Origin of the sequence: Stenotrophomonas rhizophila, assembly GCF_007667275.1 — a bacterium.
In the GTDB taxonomy this organism is placed as follows: domain Bacteria; phylum Pseudomonadota; class Gammaproteobacteria; order Xanthomonadales; family Xanthomonadaceae; genus Stenotrophomonas; species Stenotrophomonas maltophilia_AE.
The window spans coordinates 683,746-700,979 of sequence record NZ_VDQT01000001.1; the positions used below are offsets into that span (position 1 = coordinate 683,746).

General features: G+C 66.8%; 18 protein-coding genes and 1 other RNA gene. 8 read left to right on the top strand and 11 right to left on the bottom strand.

The window, feature by feature from the left end:
* Positions 1-219: 219 nt before the first annotated feature.
* The 6 genes from FSZ13_RS02800 to hrcA form a co-directional block, all read right to left on the bottom strand.
* The gene (locus FSZ13_RS02800; RefSeq protein ID WP_145477901.1) at positions 220-1,332 is read right to left on the bottom strand and encodes a prephenate dehydrogenase; all 1,113 of its coding nucleotides are present in this window, start codon (positions 1,330-1,332) and stop codon (positions 220-222) included.
* On the bottom strand, positions 1,329-2,237 hold the full coding sequence (gene pdxY / locus FSZ13_RS02805; protein WP_145477902.1) for a pyridoxal kinase: 909 nt from the start codon (positions 2,235-2,237) through the stop codon (positions 1,329-1,331). The genes FSZ13_RS02800 and pdxY overlap by 4 nt, the downstream gene beginning before the upstream one ends.
* 154 nt (positions 2,238-2,391) lie before the next feature.
* On the bottom strand, positions 2,392-3,519 hold the full coding sequence (dnaJ, locus tag FSZ13_RS02810; protein ID WP_145477903.1) for a molecular chaperone DnaJ: 1,128 nt from the start codon (positions 3,517-3,519) through the stop codon (positions 2,392-2,394).
* Between the two features lie 84 nt (positions 3,520-3,603).
* Positions 3,604-5,538 carry a molecular chaperone DnaK gene (gene dnaK / locus FSZ13_RS02815; RefSeq protein WP_145477904.1) on the bottom strand — a complete coding sequence of 645 codons (1,935 nt, stop codon included), beginning with the start codon at positions 5,536-5,538 and terminating at the stop codon, positions 3,604-3,606.
* Positions 5,539-5,667: 129 nt separating this feature from the next.
* Positions 5,668-6,183 carry a nucleotide exchange factor GrpE gene (gene grpE, locus FSZ13_RS02820; RefSeq protein WP_145477905.1) on the bottom strand — a complete coding sequence of 172 codons (516 nt, stop codon included), beginning with the start codon at positions 6,181-6,183 and terminating at the stop codon, positions 5,668-5,670.
* 82 nt (positions 6,184-6,265) lie between these two features.
* Positions 6,266-7,333 (bottom strand): heat-inducible transcriptional repressor HrcA, encoded by a 1,068-nt coding sequence (hrcA, locus tag FSZ13_RS02825; RefSeq protein ID WP_145477906.1) that lies wholly within the window; start codon positions 7,331-7,333, stop codon positions 6,266-6,268.
* Between the two features lie 124 nt (positions 7,334-7,457).
* Between hrcA and recN the strand changes: the two genes are divergently transcribed.
* The gene (gene recN, locus FSZ13_RS02830; RefSeq protein ID WP_145477907.1) at positions 7,458-9,122 is read left to right on the top strand and encodes a DNA repair protein RecN; all 1,665 of its coding nucleotides are present in this window, start codon (positions 7,458-7,460) and stop codon (positions 9,120-9,122) included.
* A gap of 53 nt (positions 9,123-9,175) precedes the next feature.
* Here recN and FSZ13_RS02835 read toward each other — a convergent pair whose 3' ends face one another.
* The gene (locus FSZ13_RS02835; RefSeq protein ID WP_145477908.1) at positions 9,176-10,093 is read right to left on the bottom strand and encodes a LysR family transcriptional regulator; all 918 of its coding nucleotides are present in this window, start codon (positions 10,091-10,093) and stop codon (positions 9,176-9,178) included.
* 97 nt (positions 10,094-10,190) lie between these two features.
* Between FSZ13_RS02835 and FSZ13_RS02840 the strand changes: the two genes are divergently transcribed.
* Positions 10,191-11,459: an SGNH/GDSL hydrolase family protein gene (locus tag FSZ13_RS02840; protein WP_145477909.1), complete on the top strand. Its 1,269-nt coding sequence runs from the start codon at positions 10,191-10,193 to the stop codon at positions 11,457-11,459.
* A gap of 83 nt (positions 11,460-11,542) precedes the next feature.
* Here the strand turns inward: FSZ13_RS02840 and fur are convergent, their stop codons facing one another.
* The gene (gene fur, locus FSZ13_RS02845; protein ID WP_145477910.1) at positions 11,543-11,959 is read right to left on the bottom strand and encodes a ferric iron uptake transcriptional regulator; all 417 of its coding nucleotides are present in this window, start codon (positions 11,957-11,959) and stop codon (positions 11,543-11,545) included.
* Between the two features lie 103 nt (positions 11,960-12,062).
* On the opposite strand from fur, the gene FSZ13_RS02850 reads away from it, so the two are divergent.
* Entirely contained in the window at positions 12,063-12,455 is a 393-nt protein-coding gene (locus FSZ13_RS02850; protein WP_145477911.1) for an outer membrane protein assembly factor BamE, read from the top strand.
* A 49-nt stretch (positions 12,456-12,504) separates the two neighbouring features.
* Here the strand turns inward: FSZ13_RS02850 and FSZ13_RS02855 are convergent, their stop codons facing one another.
* The gene (locus FSZ13_RS02855; RefSeq protein ID WP_145477912.1) at positions 12,505-12,762 is read right to left on the bottom strand and encodes an RnfH family protein; all 258 of its coding nucleotides are present in this window, start codon (positions 12,760-12,762) and stop codon (positions 12,505-12,507) included.
* Between the two features lie 3 nt (positions 12,763-12,765).
* Complete coding sequence (locus tag FSZ13_RS02860; RefSeq protein WP_145477913.1) at positions 12,766-13,194, bottom strand: type II toxin-antitoxin system RatA family toxin; 429 nt, start codon at positions 13,192-13,194, stop codon at positions 12,766-12,768.
* Between the two features lie 57 nt (positions 13,195-13,251).
* Between FSZ13_RS02860 and smpB the strand changes: the two genes are divergently transcribed.
* The 5 genes from smpB (at position 13,252) to FSZ13_RS02890 (ending at position 16,418) form a co-directional block, all read left to right on the top strand.
* Entirely contained in the window at positions 13,252-13,755 is a 504-nt protein-coding gene (smpB, locus tag FSZ13_RS02865) for an SsrA-binding protein SmpB (RefSeq protein ID WP_145477914.1), read from the top strand.
* 68 nt (positions 13,756-13,823) lie between these two features.
* Positions 13,824-14,180: a hypothetical protein gene (locus FSZ13_RS02870; protein ID WP_145477915.1), complete on the top strand. Its 357-nt coding sequence runs from the start codon at positions 13,824-13,826 to the stop codon at positions 14,178-14,180.
* A 111-nt stretch (positions 14,181-14,291) separates the two neighbouring features.
* Positions 14,292-14,684, top strand: a transfer-messenger RNA (tmRNA) gene (ssrA, locus tag FSZ13_RS02875).
* Positions 14,685-15,466: 782 nt separating this feature from the next.
* Positions 15,467-15,763 carry a hypothetical protein gene (locus FSZ13_RS02885; protein ID WP_145477917.1) on the top strand — a complete coding sequence of 99 codons (297 nt, stop codon included), beginning with the start codon at positions 15,467-15,469 and terminating at the stop codon, positions 15,761-15,763.
* 433 nt (positions 15,764-16,196) lie between these two features.
* Positions 16,197-16,418: a hypothetical protein gene (locus FSZ13_RS02890; RefSeq protein ID WP_145477918.1), complete on the top strand. Its 222-nt coding sequence runs from the start codon at positions 16,197-16,199 to the stop codon at positions 16,416-16,418.
* A gap of 55 nt (positions 16,419-16,473) precedes the next feature.
* Here the strand turns inward: FSZ13_RS02890 and FSZ13_RS02895 are convergent, their stop codons facing one another.
* Positions 16,474-17,211: a hypothetical protein gene (locus FSZ13_RS02895; RefSeq protein WP_145477919.1), complete on the bottom strand. Its 738-nt coding sequence runs from the start codon at positions 17,209-17,211 to the stop codon at positions 16,474-16,476.
* Positions 17,212-17,234: the final 23 nt, after the last annotated feature.

Here is a 17,234-nt window from a genome sequence, read left to right on the forward strand (position 1 = left end):
TACCGACCAACGGTCGGTACCTACCGGGCGGGGATGGCGGCGGGCGCGTGGTGCAGGCACGATGCCGTGCCGCCGGTAGCGCACGACCGTTGGTCGTGCGGCGCTGGTCAATTAATCGCCAGCCATCTTGACAGCCTTGTGCCACCGGCCCTGCGCACGGTTATCCACACGCTTGTCCGCATGTCATCCACACCCCCTGTGGATGAATGCGGCACTGCGTCAGCGTGGCAGCACCCGCCCGATGCCGGTGGCGTCGATCTCCACCGCGGCGCGCTGCAGGGCCTGCAGGCTGCTGCCGGCCACGAATCCCATCCGGAAGTGCACTTCGCCGCCGGGGGTGCGCGATGAATGGATCGAGGCCAGGCTGACGCCGTGCCGTTCGAATACATGCAGCAGCTCTCGCAGGGAGCCCGGACGGTCTTCCGGCAGGTGCACGCTGATCGCATTGCGCTCGGTCAGGTCCGCCAGCAGGTAGCCGACCCGTTCAAAGGTGTAGTTGCCGTCGGCCAGCAGTGCGTCACCCTGATGCGCGCGGTTGTCCGCGAGCAGCTGCTGGCGGAACGCGGCGCGCGCCGCATCATCGCCCTGTGCGACCTGGTCGCGAAGGCGCTGCAGCTGCTCCAGCAGGCGGTCCAGCATCGGCGCCACGTGCGGGTTGCCGAACTGGATGTCCTCGTAGATCGCCGGGTTCATCGACAGGATCCGCGCGATGATCGCGGTATCCAGTTCGAACGAGGCCGACCGGTACGGCATCAGGTCCTGCAGCGGGCCCAGATGCGCGGCGTAGCCGCGCAACACTCCGGCCTGCGCAAGGTGCGTGGCGTGCACCATCGCCTGCACCAGTGCCATCACCTGGTCGTGGTGCTCGGGGCTGGCCTGCACGCATTCGGCCTCCAGCGCTGCACACAGCCCGGTCACCCACGGCTGCCACCGCGACAGGCGCGCTTCGCATACCACCATCACCCTGCCCTTCAGGGTGGGCGCCTTCGGCGGTGCGGTCATCGGATGCAGGCCCACCACCTCGGCCTGCGAGCGCAGCATGGCCGCCACCGGTTCGCTCTTGACCGAGGTCACGTCCAGCCACAGCCGACCGGCTTCGCGACCGGCCGAACGGGCAACGTACTCTGCGATCAGCGCCGGCGTGTGCCGGATGGGAGCTGAGAACACCAGCACCTCGGCGCGCGCCAGCAGGGTTTCCGGATCATGCGACTGCGGATCGGCCGGGTCATGCCCGATCACTTCCAGCCCCATCCGTTGCTCCAGGAAGGTACGCAGCCACCGCCCGTAGGCGCCTGCACTGCCGACGATGCCGACGACCGGGCGCAGGCTCACGCCAGCCGCTCGGCGCGGAACCGATGCGGTTGCGCCAGCGCTGCCGGCGCAGCGGCAAGCACGTCGAACTCTTCATGCTCGTTGGCCAGGGTGGCTTCCAGCGCGGCATGCACGCCGGAGATGGAACGCGACAGCGCCTGCTCGAAGCGCTCACCGCGCAGCAGGAACGCCACCAGCAGCGACATGAGCACATCGCCGGTACCGGCCACGTCCACCGGCAGGTGCGGCGAGGTCCAGCGCCAGATCGCGTCGCGACTGACCGCCAGCGTCACCAGCTCACCCGGGTCACCTCCGACGCTGTGGGCAAGCACCCATTCGGGACCCCGGGCAAGCAGCGCCTTCGACGCGGCGATGGCATCGGCTTCGGCCAGGCTCGGCATGCCGGTCAGGCGACCCAGCTCGAACGCGTTCGGCGTTACCAGCCAGGCGTGCGGCAGCAGGCGCTCGGCGAAGATGCTTTCCAACCCCGGCTCCACGTAGGGACCGGTGTGGGTGTCGCCGATCACCGGGTCCAGGCAATACCGCAGCTGCGGCGATGCCGGCAGCACGCGCTCGAGCCAGTCGGCGAAGGCGGCGCCGTTGCCAACGCTGCCGAAGTAGCCGGACACCAGCAGCTTCGCGCGCGCCGGCAGGCCCCGTTCTTCAGCGCCGAGCAGCAGGTCGGCGAACCAGTCGGCGGGCAGCACCCGCCCGCGCGTGGTCGGGTAGAAGGGCGCATTGCTCAGCAGCGTGGTCGGCACTTCGGCCACGCGCACGCCGAGCGCGCGCAGCGGGGGCACCGCCGCGCTGTTGCCGGCATGGCCGTAGACCAGCTGCGACTGCACCGAGATGACGTCGACCGGCGACGGACCGTCCGGGCGCTGGCGGCGCCCATGGACCAGATGGCTTTCCAGGGAATCGTTCATGGCCCATTTTAGAGCGTACCGACCAACGGTCGGTACCTACCGCGTGAATCAGGCCACACCGTTCCGCCGCCACACCGTTCCACCGGTTGCGTCGCGCACAAAAAAACGCCGGGACGTGCCCGGCGTTTTTCGTTACCGATGGAACCATCCCCGCTTACGAGGTCATGCGGTCCCAGAAACCCTTCACGCCATCGATGAACGTGGCCGACTTCGGCGAATGCTTGCGCGCCTCCTCGCCGGTGAAGGTGGTTTCGAACTGCTCCAGCAGCTTGCGCTGTTCGCTGGTCAGGTTGACCGGGGTTTCCACCACCACGCGGCAATACAGGTCGCCTTCGCTGCGGCTGCGTACCGACCGCACGCCCTTGCCGCGCAGGCGGAACAGCTTGCCGGTCTGGGTTTCGGCCGGAATGCGGATTTCCGCATAGCCGCCGAGGGTGGCCACGCGCACGGTGTCGCCCAGCGCGGCCTGCGAGATCCGGATCGGCACTTCGCAATGCAGGTCGTCGCCATCGCGCTGGAAGATCGCGTGCTCGCGCACCCGCACTTCCACGTACAGGTCGCCCGGCGGCGTGCCGGCCGGACCGGCCTCGCCTTCGCCAGCCAGGCGGATGCGGTCGCCGGTATCGACGCCGGCAGGCACCTTCACCGACAACACCTTGTCTTCCTCCACGCGACCGTTGCCGTGGCAGGTCTTGCAGGGGGTCTGGATGATCTGGCCACGGCCGTTGCAGTTGTGGCAGGCCTGCTGCATGGCGAAGATGCCACGCTGGATGCGCACCTGGCCCTGGCCACGGCAGACGCTGCAGGTTTCGACCTTGCCGTCTTCCGAGCCACTGCCGTTGCAGTCGTCGCACTCGGCCAGGGTCGGGATTTCGATACGGCGCTCGATGCCGCGCACCGCTTCTTCCAGGTCCAGTTCCATCACGTAGCCGACATCGGCACCGCGACGGGCCTGGCGCGGACCACCACCGGCGCCACCGAAGATGTTGCCGAAGATGTCGCCGAAGATGTCGCCCATGTCCGGGCCGCCCGGGCCGCCGCCACCGCCCATGCCGTGCTCGAAAGCGGCATGGCCGTGCGCGTCGTACATACGGCGCTTGTTGGCATCGGACAGGGTTTCGTAGGCTTCCTTGCACTCCTTGAAGGAGGCTTCGGCGGCACTGTCGCCCGGGTTGCGGTCCGGGTGGTACTTCATCGCACAGCGGCGATAGGACTTCTTCAGTTCTTCTTCGGTCGCGGTGCGGGAAACGCCCAGCACCTCGTAGTAATCGCGCTTGCTCATGGCTTGGATCGGGTTCCGGCAGTCAGGCGTTCAGGGATGCGACAACGGGACGTTGCCTGCGCAACGTCCCGTCGGCTGTCCGGATCAGGACTTCTTGTCGTCCTTGACTTCGGTGAACTCGGCGTCGACCACGTCGTCGTGCGCGCCACCGTTGCCTGCGGCACCGGCGTCGGCACCCGGAGCGCCACCACCCTGCTCGCCCGCGGCAGCGGCCGCGAACAGCGCCTGGCCGGCTTCTTCCAGCGTCTTCGACTTGGCTTCGATCTGTGCCTTGTCGTCGCCCTTCATCGCGGTTTCCAGGTCGGCCAGGGCCGCCTCGACCTTGCCGATGACGTCGCCACCGACCTTGCTGCCGTGTTCGGTGATCGCGGTACGGGTACCGTGGATCAGCGCGTCGGCCTGGTTGCGGGCCTGGACCAGCTCATGGAACTTCTTGTCTTCTTCGCGGTTGGCTTCGGCGTCGGCGACCATGCGCGCGATCTCGTCCTCGGACAGGCCCGAACCGGCCTTGATCTCGACCTTCTGTTCCTTGTTGGTCTTCTTGTCCTTGGCCGACACGTGCAGGATGCCGTTGGCGTCGATGTCGAAGGACACTTCCACCTGCGGCAGGCCGCGCGGGGCCGGCTCGATGCCGGACAGGTCGAACTTGGCCAGCGACTTGTTGTAGCGGGCCTGTTCGCGCTCACCCTGCAGCACGTGCACGGTCACCGCCGACTGGTTGTCCTCGGCGGTGGAGAACACCTGCGAGGCCTTGGTCGGGATGGTGGTGTTCTTTTCGATGATCTTGGTGAACACGCCACCCATGGTTTCGATGCCCAGCGACAGCGGGGTCACGTCCAGCAGCAGCACGTCCTTGACGTCGCCGCCGAGCACGCCACCCTGGATCGCCGCACCCAGCGCCACGGCTTCGTCCGGGTTGACGTCCTTGCGCGGTTCCTTGCCGAAGAACTCGGTCACGGCCTGCTGCACCTTCGGCATGCGGGTCTGGCCGCCGACCAGGATCACTTCGCTGATGTCGCTCGAGCGCAGGCCGGCATCGTTCAGCGCGATGCGGCACGGTTCGATCGACTTCTTGATCAGGTCTTCGACCAGCGCTTCCAGCTTGGCGCGGGTCAGCTTGATGTTCAGGTGCTTCGGACCGGAGGCATCGGCGGTGACGTACGGCAGGTTCACTTCGGTCTGCTGGCTGGTCGACAGCTCGATCTTGGCGCGCTCGGCGGCGTCCTTCAGGCGCTGCAGGGCCAGCGGATCCTTGCGCAGGTCGATGCCCTGGTCCTTGTTGAACTCGTCCACCAGATATTCGATGACGCGGTTGTCGAAGTCTTCGCCGCCCAGGAAGGTGTCGCCGTTGGTGGCCAGCACTTCGAACTGCTTCTCACCGTCGACGTTGGCGATTTCAATGATCGACACGTCGAAGGTGCCGCCGCCCAGGTCGTACACGACGATCTTGCGGTCCTTGCCGTCGCCCTTGTCCAGGCCATAGGCCAGGGCCGCGGCGGTCGGCTCGTTGATGATGCGCTTGACTTCCAGGCCCGCGATGCGGCCGGCGTCCTTGGTCGCCTGGCGCTGGCTGTCGTTGAAGTAGGCCGGCACGGTGATCACGGCCTCGGTGACGGTCTCACCCAGGAACGCTTCGGCGGTCTTCTTCATCTTCTCCAGCACGCGGGCGGAGATTTCCTGCGGCGCCATCTTCTTGCCGTCGCTGGTCTGCACCCAGGCGTCGCCATTGTCGTGGGCCAGGATGCCGTAAGGCACGTGCGCGATGTCCTTCTGGACTTCAGCGTCGGTGAACTTGCGGCCGATCAGGCGCTTGACGGCGTAGAAGGTGTTCTTCGGGTTGGTCACGGCCTGGCGCTTGGCCGAGGCGCCGACCAGTACTTCGCCGTCCTTGGTGTAGGCGACGATGGAAGGCGTGGTGCGGTCGCCCTCCGCATTTTCGATGACGCGGGCCTTGCCGCCGTCCATGATCGCCACGCACGAGTTGGTGGTGCCGAGGTCGATACCAATGATCTTGCCCATGGGGGAGACTCCTGAAATGTGGGAAACATCCGGCTGCTGCCGGGTTATGAATGGGATGTGTGGGACGCTGCTGTCACTTTCAAGCCACCTGTCGAACACAGTGTCCGATCGTGGCGAAACGCGTTCAGGTCAGTCCCGCGCGACCACGACCAGGGCCGGGCGCAGCAGGCGGTCGTTGAGCAGGTAGCCCTTCTGGAACACCTGCACCACGCTGCCGGGGGCGGCGCCGGGGGCGTCGACCTGGCTGATCGCCTGGTGGTGCTCCGGGTTGAAGGTCTGGCCGGTCGGGTCGAGCAGGGTCAGGCCGTTGTCGGCCGCGACCTTGAGCAGCTGCTTGTAGGTCAGCTCCAGGCCTTCGCGCAGCGGGCTCGGCTCGGCGCCGGCGGCATTCAGGCCGGCGTCCAGGCTGTCGAACACCGGCAGCAGTTCGCCCAGCAGCTTTTCATTGGCGAAGCGGCGCGCCTGTTCGACGTCGCGGGCCACGCGCTTGCGCTGGTTGTCCAGGTCGGCGCGCTCACGCAGCGACTCGGACCGGAGCAGCGCCACTTCGTTGTGCAGGGCGTCGAGCTGCTGCTGCAGGGTGTCACCCGCGGCGGCGTCGCCGGCCGGGGTCTGGGATGCGATATCAGGCTGATCTTGGTTCATTTCCGGATCCTTGGCGGTGACTCTCCGCCTCCACCCACCCCTATGTGGGCGGCCGGACCCGATTCAAGAGCCAGGGCGCGCGTTATGTGCGATCCCGGGACAATCCGCCCCCGGCCGGCACATCCAGGGCCGCGCCCAGCACCTGCGCGGTAGCCTCCACCAGCGGGATCATGCGGTCATAGGCCATCCGCTTCGGCCCGATTACCCCCAGCACGCCCAGCACCTGGCCGCCGGCCGAGTACGGCGCGGTGACCAGCGAGATGTTCTCCAGCGGCATCACCCCGGTCTCCTCGCCGATGAAGATGCGCACGCCCGGGGCCTGGATGGTGCGCTCCAGCAGCTGCAGGATCTCGCGCTTGCTGGCGAACAGGTCGAACAGCTCGCGCAGCCGGTCCAGGTCGGACAGGTCCTGCACCCCCATCAGCCGGGTCTGCCCGGCCAGCACCATGTCGTCGGCGGGCGGGGCCATGGCCTGCTCGGCCAGTTCCACGCTGTGCGCCAGCAGCTGTTCCATTTCCGAACGCGCCTCGCGCAGCTCGACCAGCAGCCGCGAGCGGATCTCGGCCAGCGGGCGGCCGGCACAGTGCGCGTTGAGATAGTTGGCAACCTGCTCCAGCTCCGCCGGCTCCCAGCTGCGCCGCGGTTCGATCACCCGGTTCTGCACCTCGTTGTCGGCGAACACCAGGATGGCCAATACCCGGCGCGCATCCAGCGCCACGAAATCGATGTGCCGGAAGGCGAACTGTTCACGCCGCGGCGCGCCGACCACGCCGACGAAATGACTCATCGCCGACAGCAGTTCCGACGCGCTGCCGAGCAGGGCCTGGGTGCCCGCCCCGGTGGACAGCTCGCTGCGCAGGCGGGTCAGCTCGCCCTCGCCCGGGGGCTGCATCTTGACCAGGCTGTCCACGAACACCCGGTAGCCGTGCGCGGTGGGCACGCGCCCGGCCGAGACGTGCGCCGAGCTCAGCAGGCCCAGGTCTTCCAGGTCGCCGAGGATGTTGCGGATGGTGGCCGGGCTCACGTCCAGCCCGGCCAGCCGGGCCAGGGTCTGCGACCCCACCGGTTCGCCGTCCTGGATATGGCGCGCGATCAGCGTCCGCAGCAGGTGGCGGGCGCGCGGGGCGAGATGGGGCGCGGAGGGGTGCATGGAATCAACCTGTGAGACGCGACATTGGATAATGGCAGGCCACCGCCCGGCAAGGGATCGGGAATTGCCGATTGGAGCTGCCCCCCGCCCATGCTAGCGTTGCGCGGCTCGAGAACCCAACACCATGCTCAGACATCTATCGATCAAGGATTTTGCCGTGGTCCGCGCCACCGAACTGGAGTTCGGCGCGGGCATGACCGTGGTTTCCGGCGAGACCGGCGCAGGCAAGTCGCTGATGGTCGACGCGCTGGGCTTCCTGTCCGGGCTGCGCGCCGACAGCGGCGTGGTCCGCCACGGTGCGGCACGCGCCGAACTGTCGGCCGAGTTCGCGCCCGCCGACGACGCCCCGGCGCGGCGCTGGCTGCGCGAGAACGAACTGGACGATGACGAACAGTGCCAGCTGCGCCGGATCATCCGCGCCGACGGCGGTTCGCGGGCCTGGATCAACGGGCGCCCGGTCACCCTGTCGCAGCTGACCGAACTGGCCGGCATGCTGGTCGAGATCCACGGCCAGCACGAGCAGCAGGCGCTGCTGGCGCGGCCGTCGCAGCTGGCCCTGCTGGACGCCTTCGCGCGCAACGACGCCGAGCGCGCCCAGGTGCGCCAGGCCGCCACGCGCTGGCAGGCGCTGGTGGACGAAGCCGAGGCGCTGTCGCGCCAAGGCGATGTCAGCGACCGCATCGGCTTCCTGGAACACCAGCTGGGCGAGCTGCAGCGCGAAGACCTCGAGCCGGCCTCGATCATCGCGCTGGGCAGCAGCCACCGCCGCCAGGCCCACGCCGGCGCGCTGGTCAGTGCCTGCGACGTGGCCGCCGCCCGGCTCAATGGCGACGACGAGGTGTCGGTGCTGCAGCTGCTGCAGCAGACCCGCCACGACCTGTCGCGCGTGGCCGAGCACGACGCCCGCCTCGGCGAGGTGGACGCGCTGCTGGACAGCGCGGTCATCCAGCTGCACGAGGCCCTGGCCCTTCTTGACCGCGTGCACGACGACCTGGACGCCGACCCGGAGCAGTTCGAGGACATCGAACGCCGGCTGGGCCGCCTGCATGACCTGGCGCGCAAGCATCGGGTGCCGATGGAAGCGCTGGCCGAGCAGCGCGACGCGATGGAAGCCGAAGTGGAGCAGCTGCGAGGCGCCGACGTGCGCCTGCAGGCGCTGGCCGGCGAGATCGACCGCGCCGCCGCCCAGTGGCAGGCGGTGGCGGCAACGCTGAGCGCCAGCCGTACCCAGGCGGCCAAGGCCCTGTCCGACACCACCACCGCGCTGATCGGCGAGCTGGGCATGGGTGGCGGCCAGTTCCTGATCGAACTGGAACCGCACGCGGCCGGCCGGCCGGACCCGAACGGCGCCGAGCGGGTCGAATTCCTGGTCGCCGCCAATGCCGGGCAACCGCCGCGCGCCCTGCGCAAGGTCGCCTCCGGTGGCGAGCTGTCGCGCATTTCGCTGGCCATCGAGGTCGCGGCGCTGGGACTGGACGCGGTACCGACCATGGTGTTCGACGAAGTCGACTCCGGCATCGGCGGCGCGGTGGCCGACATCGTCGGCCAGAAGCTGCGTGCGCTTGGCGAAAAGCGCCAGGTGCTGTGCGTCACCCACCTGCCCCAGGTCGCTTCAAAGGGCCACGCGCATTACCGGGTCAGCAAGGCACCGGTGGACGGCATGACCCAGAGCGCGGTGGAAAAGCTGGACACGCGTGCCCGCGAGGAAGAACTGGCGCGCATGCTCGGCGGCGTGGAAGTCAGCAAGGAAGCCCGCGCAGCCGCACGCAAACTGCTGCAGGAAACGTAGAGCCACGCCCTGCGTGGCTGGGGGCGCAGGCACCTGCCGATGACATGTACCGGTCAGGCCAATGGCCTGCCCAGGTCCACGTTTTCCACCAGGAAATCCAGCAACGCCCGCACCCGCAGCGGCAGGTAACCGCCCTGCCCCACGAACACCGCGTGCACGTCCTCCAGGTCGCCCGGATTGGCGTGTTCCAGCACCGGCAGCAGCCGCCCGGCGGCGAGGTCGGCCTGCACCTGGAACGCGGCCAACCGCGCCAGCCCCAACCCGGCCACCGCCAGGCGCCGCACCGCTTCGCCATCGCTGGCGCGCGCATTGCCACCCGGCGGCACCACCTCGACCTGCCCCTCCCGCAGCACCGGCCAGCCCGACTGCGCACGGGCGTGCCCGATATCCAGCCGGTTGTGCCCCAGCAGCGTCGTGGCGTCGTCCGGCAGGCCGTGGCGTGCCGCATAGGCCGGCGCGGCCACGATCATCATCCGCGTCGCGCCCAGGCGCCGCGCCACCAGGCTGGAGCTTTTCAACGGCCCGGCGCGCACCGCTACGTCGGTGCGCTGCTCCAGCAGGTCGATCACTTCGTCGGTCAACACCAGGTCCACCGCCACCTGCGGGTGCCGGGCCAGGAAGGCGGGCAACAGCGGCAACAGGAAGTGGTGCCCGAACGGCACATTCGCATTCACCCGCAGCCGCCCGCGCGGCTCGGCATGGGCGCTGGCACAGCGTTCGGCTTCATCCAGGTCGGCCAGCACCCGCAGGCCGCGCTCGTAGAACGCACACCCCTCCGGGGTCAGCTGCAGTTGCCGGGTCGAACGCTGGAGCAGGCGCGTGCCCAGCCGCTGTTCGAGCCGCGCGACCAGCTTGCTGACGGCCGACGGGCTCATGTCGAGCGCGCGGGCGGCGGCCGAGAAACTGCCGGCCTCGATCACCCGCACGAAGATTTCCAGCTGTCCTGATCGATTGATGTCGGGCGCGGCCATGGGGTGAATCCAATTCACAGATGATTTTCCAGCGGCAGTCTAGTTCACAGATGGAGGCCCGCGCACCATGGCCGTCACCTTCCCTGGATGCGCTGCGATGAACCCCCTGACCCGCTTCGCCACCGGCGCCCTGCTCGCACTGGGCGCCACCTCCGCCACAGCTGGAACCGCCCCGCCACCGCCTTCCGCAGCCACGCAGTGGGTGGCCAGCTGGCAAGCGAGCCCGCAACCGGTATGGGACGCTGCCTTCCTGTTTCCGACCGGCATCCCCACCGCCCTGGACCAGCAGACGTTCCGGCAGACCGCGCGGATCAGTCTGGGCGGCGCGCGCCTGCGTGTGCGGCTCAGCAACGCCTACGGCAGCACCCCGCTGAGGATCGGCGCCGTGAGCGTCGGCACGGTTCCCGGTGCCACGCCGGTCGCACTGTCCTTCGCCGGGCAGGCCGGCACCGTGATCGCGCCCGGGAAGGACGTCCTGAGCGATCCGCTCGCCGTGCCCACCACTGACGGGCAATCGGTCCAGATAAGTGTCTACGTACCCGGGCATACCCCACTTCAGACCTTCCATTGGGACGGGCGCCAGACCAGCACGCTGGCGCCCGGCAACCAGACCGCCCGCGCCACCCTGCACGATGGCAGCAGCACCACCGCACGCCTGTTCCTGACCGGCATCGAGGTCGACGCGCCGACGCCGGCGCGGAGCGTGGTGGTGATCGGCGACTCGATCACCGACGGCGCCAGCGCCAGCCTGGACCGCGACCAGCGCTGGACCGACCACCTCGCCATGCGGCTGGCAGTGCAGCGCGTGGCGGTGGTCAATGCGGGCATTTCCGGCGGTCGGCTGCTGCGCGACGGCATGGGCCAATCGGCGCTGGCGCGCCTGCAGCGCGACGTGTTCGACCAAGCGGGGGTGGCCAGCGTGATAGTGCTGATCGGCATCAACGACATCAGCTGGCCGGGCACCGCGTTTGCCCGCGACCAGCCCCCGCCGACCCTGGCCGAGCTGCAGGAGGGCTACCGCCGCCTGGCGCAGCGCGCGCATGCACGGGGACTCCGGGTGCTGGGAGCGACCCTGACGCCGTTTGCCGGCGCCCTGCCCGGCACCCCGCTGGACGACTATTACCAGCCGCCCAAGGACGCGCTGCGCGCCAAGCTCAACGCCTGGCTGCGCAGCGATGCCAGCCCGTTCGACCAAGTGATCGACCTGGACGCAGCGCTGCGCGATCCGGCCGACCCTTCACGGCTGGCCGCTGCTTACGACTCCGGCGACCATCTGCACCCCGGCGATGCCGGCAACCGCGCCATGGCCGAGGCGGTGGACCTTGCGGCCCTGCTGCCGCCGATGCAGGCGGATGCGGTTCGGTGAAATGAAAAACCCCGGGGGTGACCCGGGGTTTTTTGAAGGTCTACCGACCAACGGTCGGTAGCTACCGGGCGGGTAACCTTCGGTTACCGGCGCTTTTTGCGCACGTAGAGCACCAGCGAGTGCTCTTCCAGCTCGTAGCCGTGGTCGGCGGCGATCTTGCGCTGGAGTTCCTCGATCTCGTGGCTTTCGAATTCGATGATCTTGCCCGAGTCGACATCGACCATATGGTCGTGGTGGCCACCGCGGTCCAGTTCGTAAACGGCCTGGCCGCCCTCGAAGTTGTGCTTCAGTACCAGGCCGGCGGCCTCGAACTGGGTCAGCACCCGGTACACCGTGGCCAGGCCGATCTCGTCGCCGTGCTCCAGGAGCTGGCGGTAGATGTCTTCGGCGGTCATGTGGTGCTGGTGCTTCTGGGCGTCGCGCTGCTCGAGCAGGGCAAGGATCCGCATACGCGGATGGGTCACCTTCAGGCCAACTTTGCGCAGGTCGTGGGTTTCCATAGGTCTCCGTTCATTGGCGATTTAGCGCCAGCTGCCTCGGATCGGGTCGCGGCGACACGTTCGGAGTGTATCATCGACTCGATTTCCCCAACCGCCATTCCCGATGCGCAATCTCCTGCTGGTCGCCGCCGTTGCCCTGTCCACCACGGGCTGCGGCATCATCTACAAGCAACCCATCTACCAGGGCAACCTGATCCGGGAGCAGTCCGTCGGTCAGCTGCAGGTCGGTCAGAGCAAGCAGCAGGTCAACGCCCTGCTGGGCACCCCGTCCATCGACGATCCGTTCCATGCCCAGCGCTGGGATTACACCGCCAGCCAGCGGGTAGATCGCCTGGGCCGTACCGAAGTGAAGAACTTCACCGTGTTCTTCGAGAACGACCAGGTCACCCGCTGGGAAGGCGACTTCTTCCCGAACGATGACGCCCAGCTGGCCCGGGACCAGGTGCGCCAGTTCGGCCGCAACCTGGCCAAGGACAAGAAGAAGCGCGGCCGCTGATCCCGCGCGCGGGTGGCCGCCGGGCAGCGCCGTGCGCTGCGCAGCGGCGCTACCTCGCCTTTGCGCGCCGCCGCCGGTTGTCCTTCGGGTCGGCCAGCAGCGGGCGCAGCAGCTCCACCCGGTCCCCGTCGTGCAGGCGCTGGTCGCCCCTGGCGACCACCCCATGCAGGGCCACCGCCGGACAGGCGTCACTGCCCTCGATCGCCGCCGCCGCGATCGCATCGGCCACAGTGGCGCCCTCGGCCAGCTCCAGCAGGCGTGACGCCGCCCGCTCCGGCCAGGCCAGCACCACTTCGACCCGGATCATGGCTCAGTCCTGCTCGTCGGCGACGCGCACGAAATCGTTGACCATGCGGTCGGCCAGCCCCTGGAAGCCCAGTGCCAGTGCCGGCCCGAGCAGGCGCGAGTTGGGTTCGAACTCCAGGGTCAGGGTCACCTTGCAGGCGTCTTCGGCCAGCGCATGGAATTCCCAGCGGCCGTGCAGGCGCTTGAACGGGCCATCGCGCAGCTGCATATCGATGTGATGGGGGCGCTGCAGGGTGTTTTCGGTCATGAACCAGGTCGAAAACGACCCCAGGCCCAGGTCGAGCCGCGCCACCACCCGGTCGGGACCAGTTTCCAGGATCTGCGCAGCCGAGCACCAGCGGAAGCGGTGCGGGTAGGCATCAATATCATTGACCAGGTCGAACATGCGGGCAGCCGAATGTTCCACCAGGGCACTACGTCGAATAGTTGGCATGCGAAGGCTTGGCTGGCGAATCGACCACGGGGGGCCCGAATCGGAGACAATAGGTGAATGAGCAAGAACAGCGCCAAGGATAAAGCAAAGAACGCGACGGCCAACAAAACCATCGCGCTCAACAAGCGTGCCCGCCACGAGTACAGCCTGGAAGACCGTTTCGAGGCCGGCCTGGCCCTGCAGGGTTGGGAGGTGAAGTCGATCCGCGCCGGCCGCGGCAACATCGTCGACGCCTACGCCTACATCAAGGACGGCGAGATCTTCCTGATCGGGGCCCAGATCACCCCCCTGATCCAGGCCTCCACCCACGTGGTCGCCAACGACCGCCGCGAGCGCAAGCTGCTGCTCCACCGCAGCGAGATCGACAAGCTGGTCGGCAAGGTCGAACGCGACGGCTACACCATCGTGCCCACCGCGATGTACTGGAGCAAGAACAAGATCAAGCTGGAAGTGGCGCTGGCCAAGGGCAAGCAGACCCACGACAAGCGCGACGCCGAAAAGGACCGCGACTGGGCCCGCGAAAAGCAGCGCACCATGCGCCGCCACAACCGCGACGCCTGACCGCCCTGTATTCACGCAGCGCCGGGCCCTGCCCGGCCGCGTTTCACCCCACACCCCCGGAGCCCTCCGTGACCGAAGAAGAATCCCAGGAAACCGCCCCCAGCGCGGATCCTGCTGCCCTGCTCCAGGCGGACATCGCCGCCTACGAAACCATCTTCGCCGAGCTCACCCGGGCCATGGACCCGGCCGCCCTGCTCAAGGTGCTGACCTACCTGCAGCGCAACGCCAAGCGCGACGCCTCCGAGACCCAGACCTACGATTCGCTGGAGCACCGCCGCCTGGTGGCCCGGATCGAGGCCCTGATGGCCCGCGCCGAACCCGAAGCCCGCAAGCAGGCCATGACCCAGCGCAACGCGCAAAACCACGAGCGCAAGGTGCGGGCCAAGCACCAGGCCGACAGCAAGCGCCAGCGTGAAGGAAGGTAAGACCGACAGGGCCGTGACGTTTTCAGGTGACTGTTCAGCTGAATCGGAGTAGGATCGGCCCTATCAAGTAACGTCTGGGTCGCCAGACGCCTTGCAGTTCTTGAAGAAACCGGGGGTGCATTGGTTTCGACGGGGGTTGTGAAGTCACTTGGTGCATGCCGAGGGGGCAGCTTTCCTCGTAAATCCAGCCGCAAAACTCTAGTTGCCAACGACGACAACTACGCTCCGGTCGCTCTCGCAGCCTAAAAGCTGTTTGAGTTACCTTCTGCCGACTTAGGCGGAGCCCCGAACCCACTTGTGTCCATGCTCGTCGGTGTAGGGTCATTATCATGGAATCGGTCGTGATGGCTGCCTGTCAGTCGCGACCTAACCTAAAGCAGGCTGATCCTGGGGTGCGTTTCGCACACCGTACTGCCACAGGACGACACCAAACGGTGAGCTAAGCATGTAGAACTGGGGATGGAGTGCCTTCGGACGGCGGTTCAATTCCGCCCACCTCCACCAACGAAGGGTCTGAGAAGACCCAGAGAAGCCGAGAGATCCTTATGAAACGGGGCTCTCGGCTTTCTTTTTGTCCCACGTAGTCTGGGGCATCCGTTGCAGCCCATGCGACTGTGGGGATATATCTTGGGTCCTGACGTGACCCTGGCCATGGCCCGTGCTGCCCGCGACGATGCTCGTCGGCTGCTGGCCAGCGGGGTGGATCGAGGGGTGCAGCGATACCTTGGCCTCGTTGGATACAAGTCAGGCCACGGCATAGACCCACGCGGGGAGACCCAGCCCAAGTGCGGCCAGGGCGACTGCTCCGAGCCACAGCATCCATGACCGCTGCCGGTGAGATGCGCGCCCCCAAAGGCGATTTGCCAAGTATCCCGCGATGCAGGCTGGCAGAAGGCTCAAGGCGCCCCCGGTCCACCAGAAGAATCCGTGGCCCACCAACATGTAGATAACGTAGCCGCCGAATGCGAAGGTGAGCCATAGCCCAATAACGGCACCCAGCAGCACATAGACCGCGACGCAGAGTTTTCTCATGGTTTCGCTCAGGCCGGCGTGGGCCGACTACCTCGGGGCATTGGTAGCCCAGCGTAAGCGAAGGCTGCTGCTCTGGAAGTAGGAATATCCCTAGCTGGCCTAGATTAGGCGCGGGCGGTGCGTCCCTACTTGGCCGAGCCATGATTGATCGCTTCCTATACCACCCGGTAGCGGTCTACGGCTTCGTCTCGCTTCGACTGGGCGAGCTCGACGGCTCCTAGAACTCTTGCCGCACTTGCCCGGCGTAGTCGGTCTTGTTCCGCAGCTTCTGCGGAAGTGGCGGCACCGTCGGCCAGTCGCTGCGTTTCGCAGCCTGCCCAGAGGTGGAGCAGCCGGCCAAGGTCAGAATCCCGGCCAGCAACAGCAGCCGACCGGCGATTTTCGCAATCTGCATTGATCTGTTTTTCTCTGGCGTCGGCGGTGTCACCGGCACCCTGTGCTGCCACGATCTGCTGGCGGTCAACCTGCCGCAGCTCATGGGCTTGGGCGGCTTGGACGTTTGCGACGGCTACCTGGCTGTTGGCATCCGCCAGCTCGGCACGGTCGCCTAGCCAGCTTCGAGCCGCACCCTACCGCGCCGCCCCTTGCTGCGTAAGGACGGCAGCGGGATATGCAGTAGAGCCCACCTGGCCCGTCGCCTTATCCCTTCTGCCCGTTTATAGGTATCGCGCCGCGAGACGTCGGAAGCCCGTCGACCCAGCAACTTCAATAAGTTGCGTAGTTCAGGTGGGGAAGGTGGAGGTCCCCCGCCTCCACCATAAGAAGGGTCTGAGAGGACCCAGAGAAGCCGAGAGATCCTTATGAAATGGGACTCTCGGCTTTCTTTTTGTCCCCCGTCCCCTTACCGGCATCGCTCCCGAATACTTCAGGAGTATTCCTACGATCGCCTCGGACTTTTCTTATTGCCAAAATCGCTGTCGCCTGACAGTTTTTGAATGCTCAGCGTCGCTGAGCATCCATTTGCCATTACCAATAGGAGTGATCATGAAGATCCACAGTATCCTGTTTGGTTGTATCGCTGCCGCTGCAGGCCTTGGCGCGACGATGGGCGTAGTTCCCCAGGCGCAGGCTGCGTCATACAGCACGAGCTGCTACCCGACTGGTGGTGGCTGGTACACCTGCACGCAGAAGTTCTGCCATGAGGGCCAATGTGTGGTCACCGATTCCTGGAGCGAGTTCAGGAAAGACGCAGTCGTCTTCGAATGAGTTTCTGGCGCAGGGGCTCAGGTCCCTGCGCCTCCTGCACAGTCCTACGCGAAGATCAGTTGCTTGCGGTTTGCGCAATACAGCCATCCGACGTGCAGTTGATCATGCGGATCACCGCGTGCGCTGAACCCGCCATCTTCACGGCCTTTCCCAGTCGACGCAGCTGATCAGCCATGCGATCCAGGTCGTCGCCGCCGTAGTCCGTCCACACGCCCACGGCCTGTTGAACGTCAGCGGGTATCAGTTGACCGGCCACCGTACGGGCGCTGCCACTCTCATACCGGCCATTGGCATGATCCCTATCGACACGGATGACCACGCTTGATCCGTCCTTGAACACGACCTTGAACGGCGGACGCGCCTGCTCCTGGAGCCCAAGATGACCCGTGCCGACTGACGTTGGGTCTGCCATCTCCGACACGACATCGGTGCCCGTGGCAGACGAAATCACGTTCGTGGAACCCGCAGCTGATTCCACCATCGCCCGCATGTTGTAGTCGAGAACGAAGTCGTATGCCGTCTTGTCGACAACGCTGGGGTTCAGTCCCAGCTGGGCAACGGGCACGACGATGAGCGGTGGCTCCACGCCGGAAACGACAGGCACGTACCACTGCTGAAGAACGTTGTCGTGGAGGTTGTAGACCAGGTGTGTACCTGCGCCGGCGAGTTCTGCTTCCCGTCTGAAATCGACGTCGGCCGTACAGACATCGCAACGAACCACCTTGGCGGCTGCTGGATCAGCGACTACCAGACCACCCGCAACAAAACAAAGCCAGATCAATCCTTTTGACATGTTTTCATCCTGATAAGCCGAGA

Bases quoted from the DNA above. Each gene is read 5' to 3' on its own strand.
- pdxY (WP_145477902.1), bottom strand. From the start codon at position 2,237: ATGAACGATTCCCTGGAAAGCCATCTGGTCCATGGGCGCCGCCAGCGC.
- dnaJ (WP_145477903.1), bottom strand. From the start codon at position 3,519: ATGAGCAAGCGCGATTACTACGAGGTGCTGGGCGTTTCCCGCACCGCG.
- dnaK (WP_145477904.1), bottom strand. From the start codon at position 5,538: ATGGGCAAGATCATTGGTATCGACCTCGGCACCACCAACTCGTGCGTG.
- grpE (WP_145477905.1), bottom strand. From the start codon at position 6,183: ATGAACCAAGATCAGCCTGATATCGCATCCCAGACCCCGGCCGGCGAC.
- hrcA (WP_145477906.1), bottom strand. From the start codon at position 7,333: ATGCACCCCTCCGCGCCCCATCTCGCCCCGCGCGCCCGCCACCTGCTG.
- recN (WP_145477907.1), top strand. From the start codon at position 7,458: ATGCTCAGACATCTATCGATCAAGGATTTTGCCGTGGTCCGCGCCACC.
- FSZ13_RS02835 (WP_145477908.1), bottom strand. From the start codon at position 10,093: ATGGCCGCGCCCGACATCAATCGATCAGGACAGCTGGAAATCTTCGTG.
- FSZ13_RS02840 (WP_145477909.1), top strand. From the start codon at position 10,191: ATGAACCCCCTGACCCGCTTCGCCACCGGCGCCCTGCTCGCACTGGGC.
- fur (WP_145477910.1), bottom strand. From the start codon at position 11,959: ATGGAAACCCACGACCTGCGCAAAGTTGGCCTGAAGGTGACCCATCCG.
- FSZ13_RS02850 (WP_145477911.1), top strand. From the start codon at position 12,063: ATGCGCAATCTCCTGCTGGTCGCCGCCGTTGCCCTGTCCACCACGGGC.
- FSZ13_RS02855 (WP_145477912.1), bottom strand. From the start codon at position 12,762: ATGATCCGGGTCGAAGTGGTGCTGGCCTGGCCGGAGCGGGCGGCGTCA.
- FSZ13_RS02860 (WP_145477913.1), bottom strand. From the start codon at position 13,194: ATGCCAACTATTCGACGTAGTGCCCTGGTGGAACATTCGGCTGCCCGC.
- smpB (WP_145477914.1), top strand. From the start codon at position 13,252: ATGAGCAAGAACAGCGCCAAGGATAAAGCAAAGAACGCGACGGCCAAC.
- FSZ13_RS02890 (WP_145477918.1), top strand. From the start codon at position 16,197: ATGAAGATCCACAGTATCCTGTTTGGTTGTATCGCTGCCGCTGCAGGC.
- FSZ13_RS02895 (WP_145477919.1), bottom strand. From the start codon at position 17,211: ATGTCAAAAGGATTGATCTGGCTTTGTTTTGTTGCGGGTGGTCTGGTA.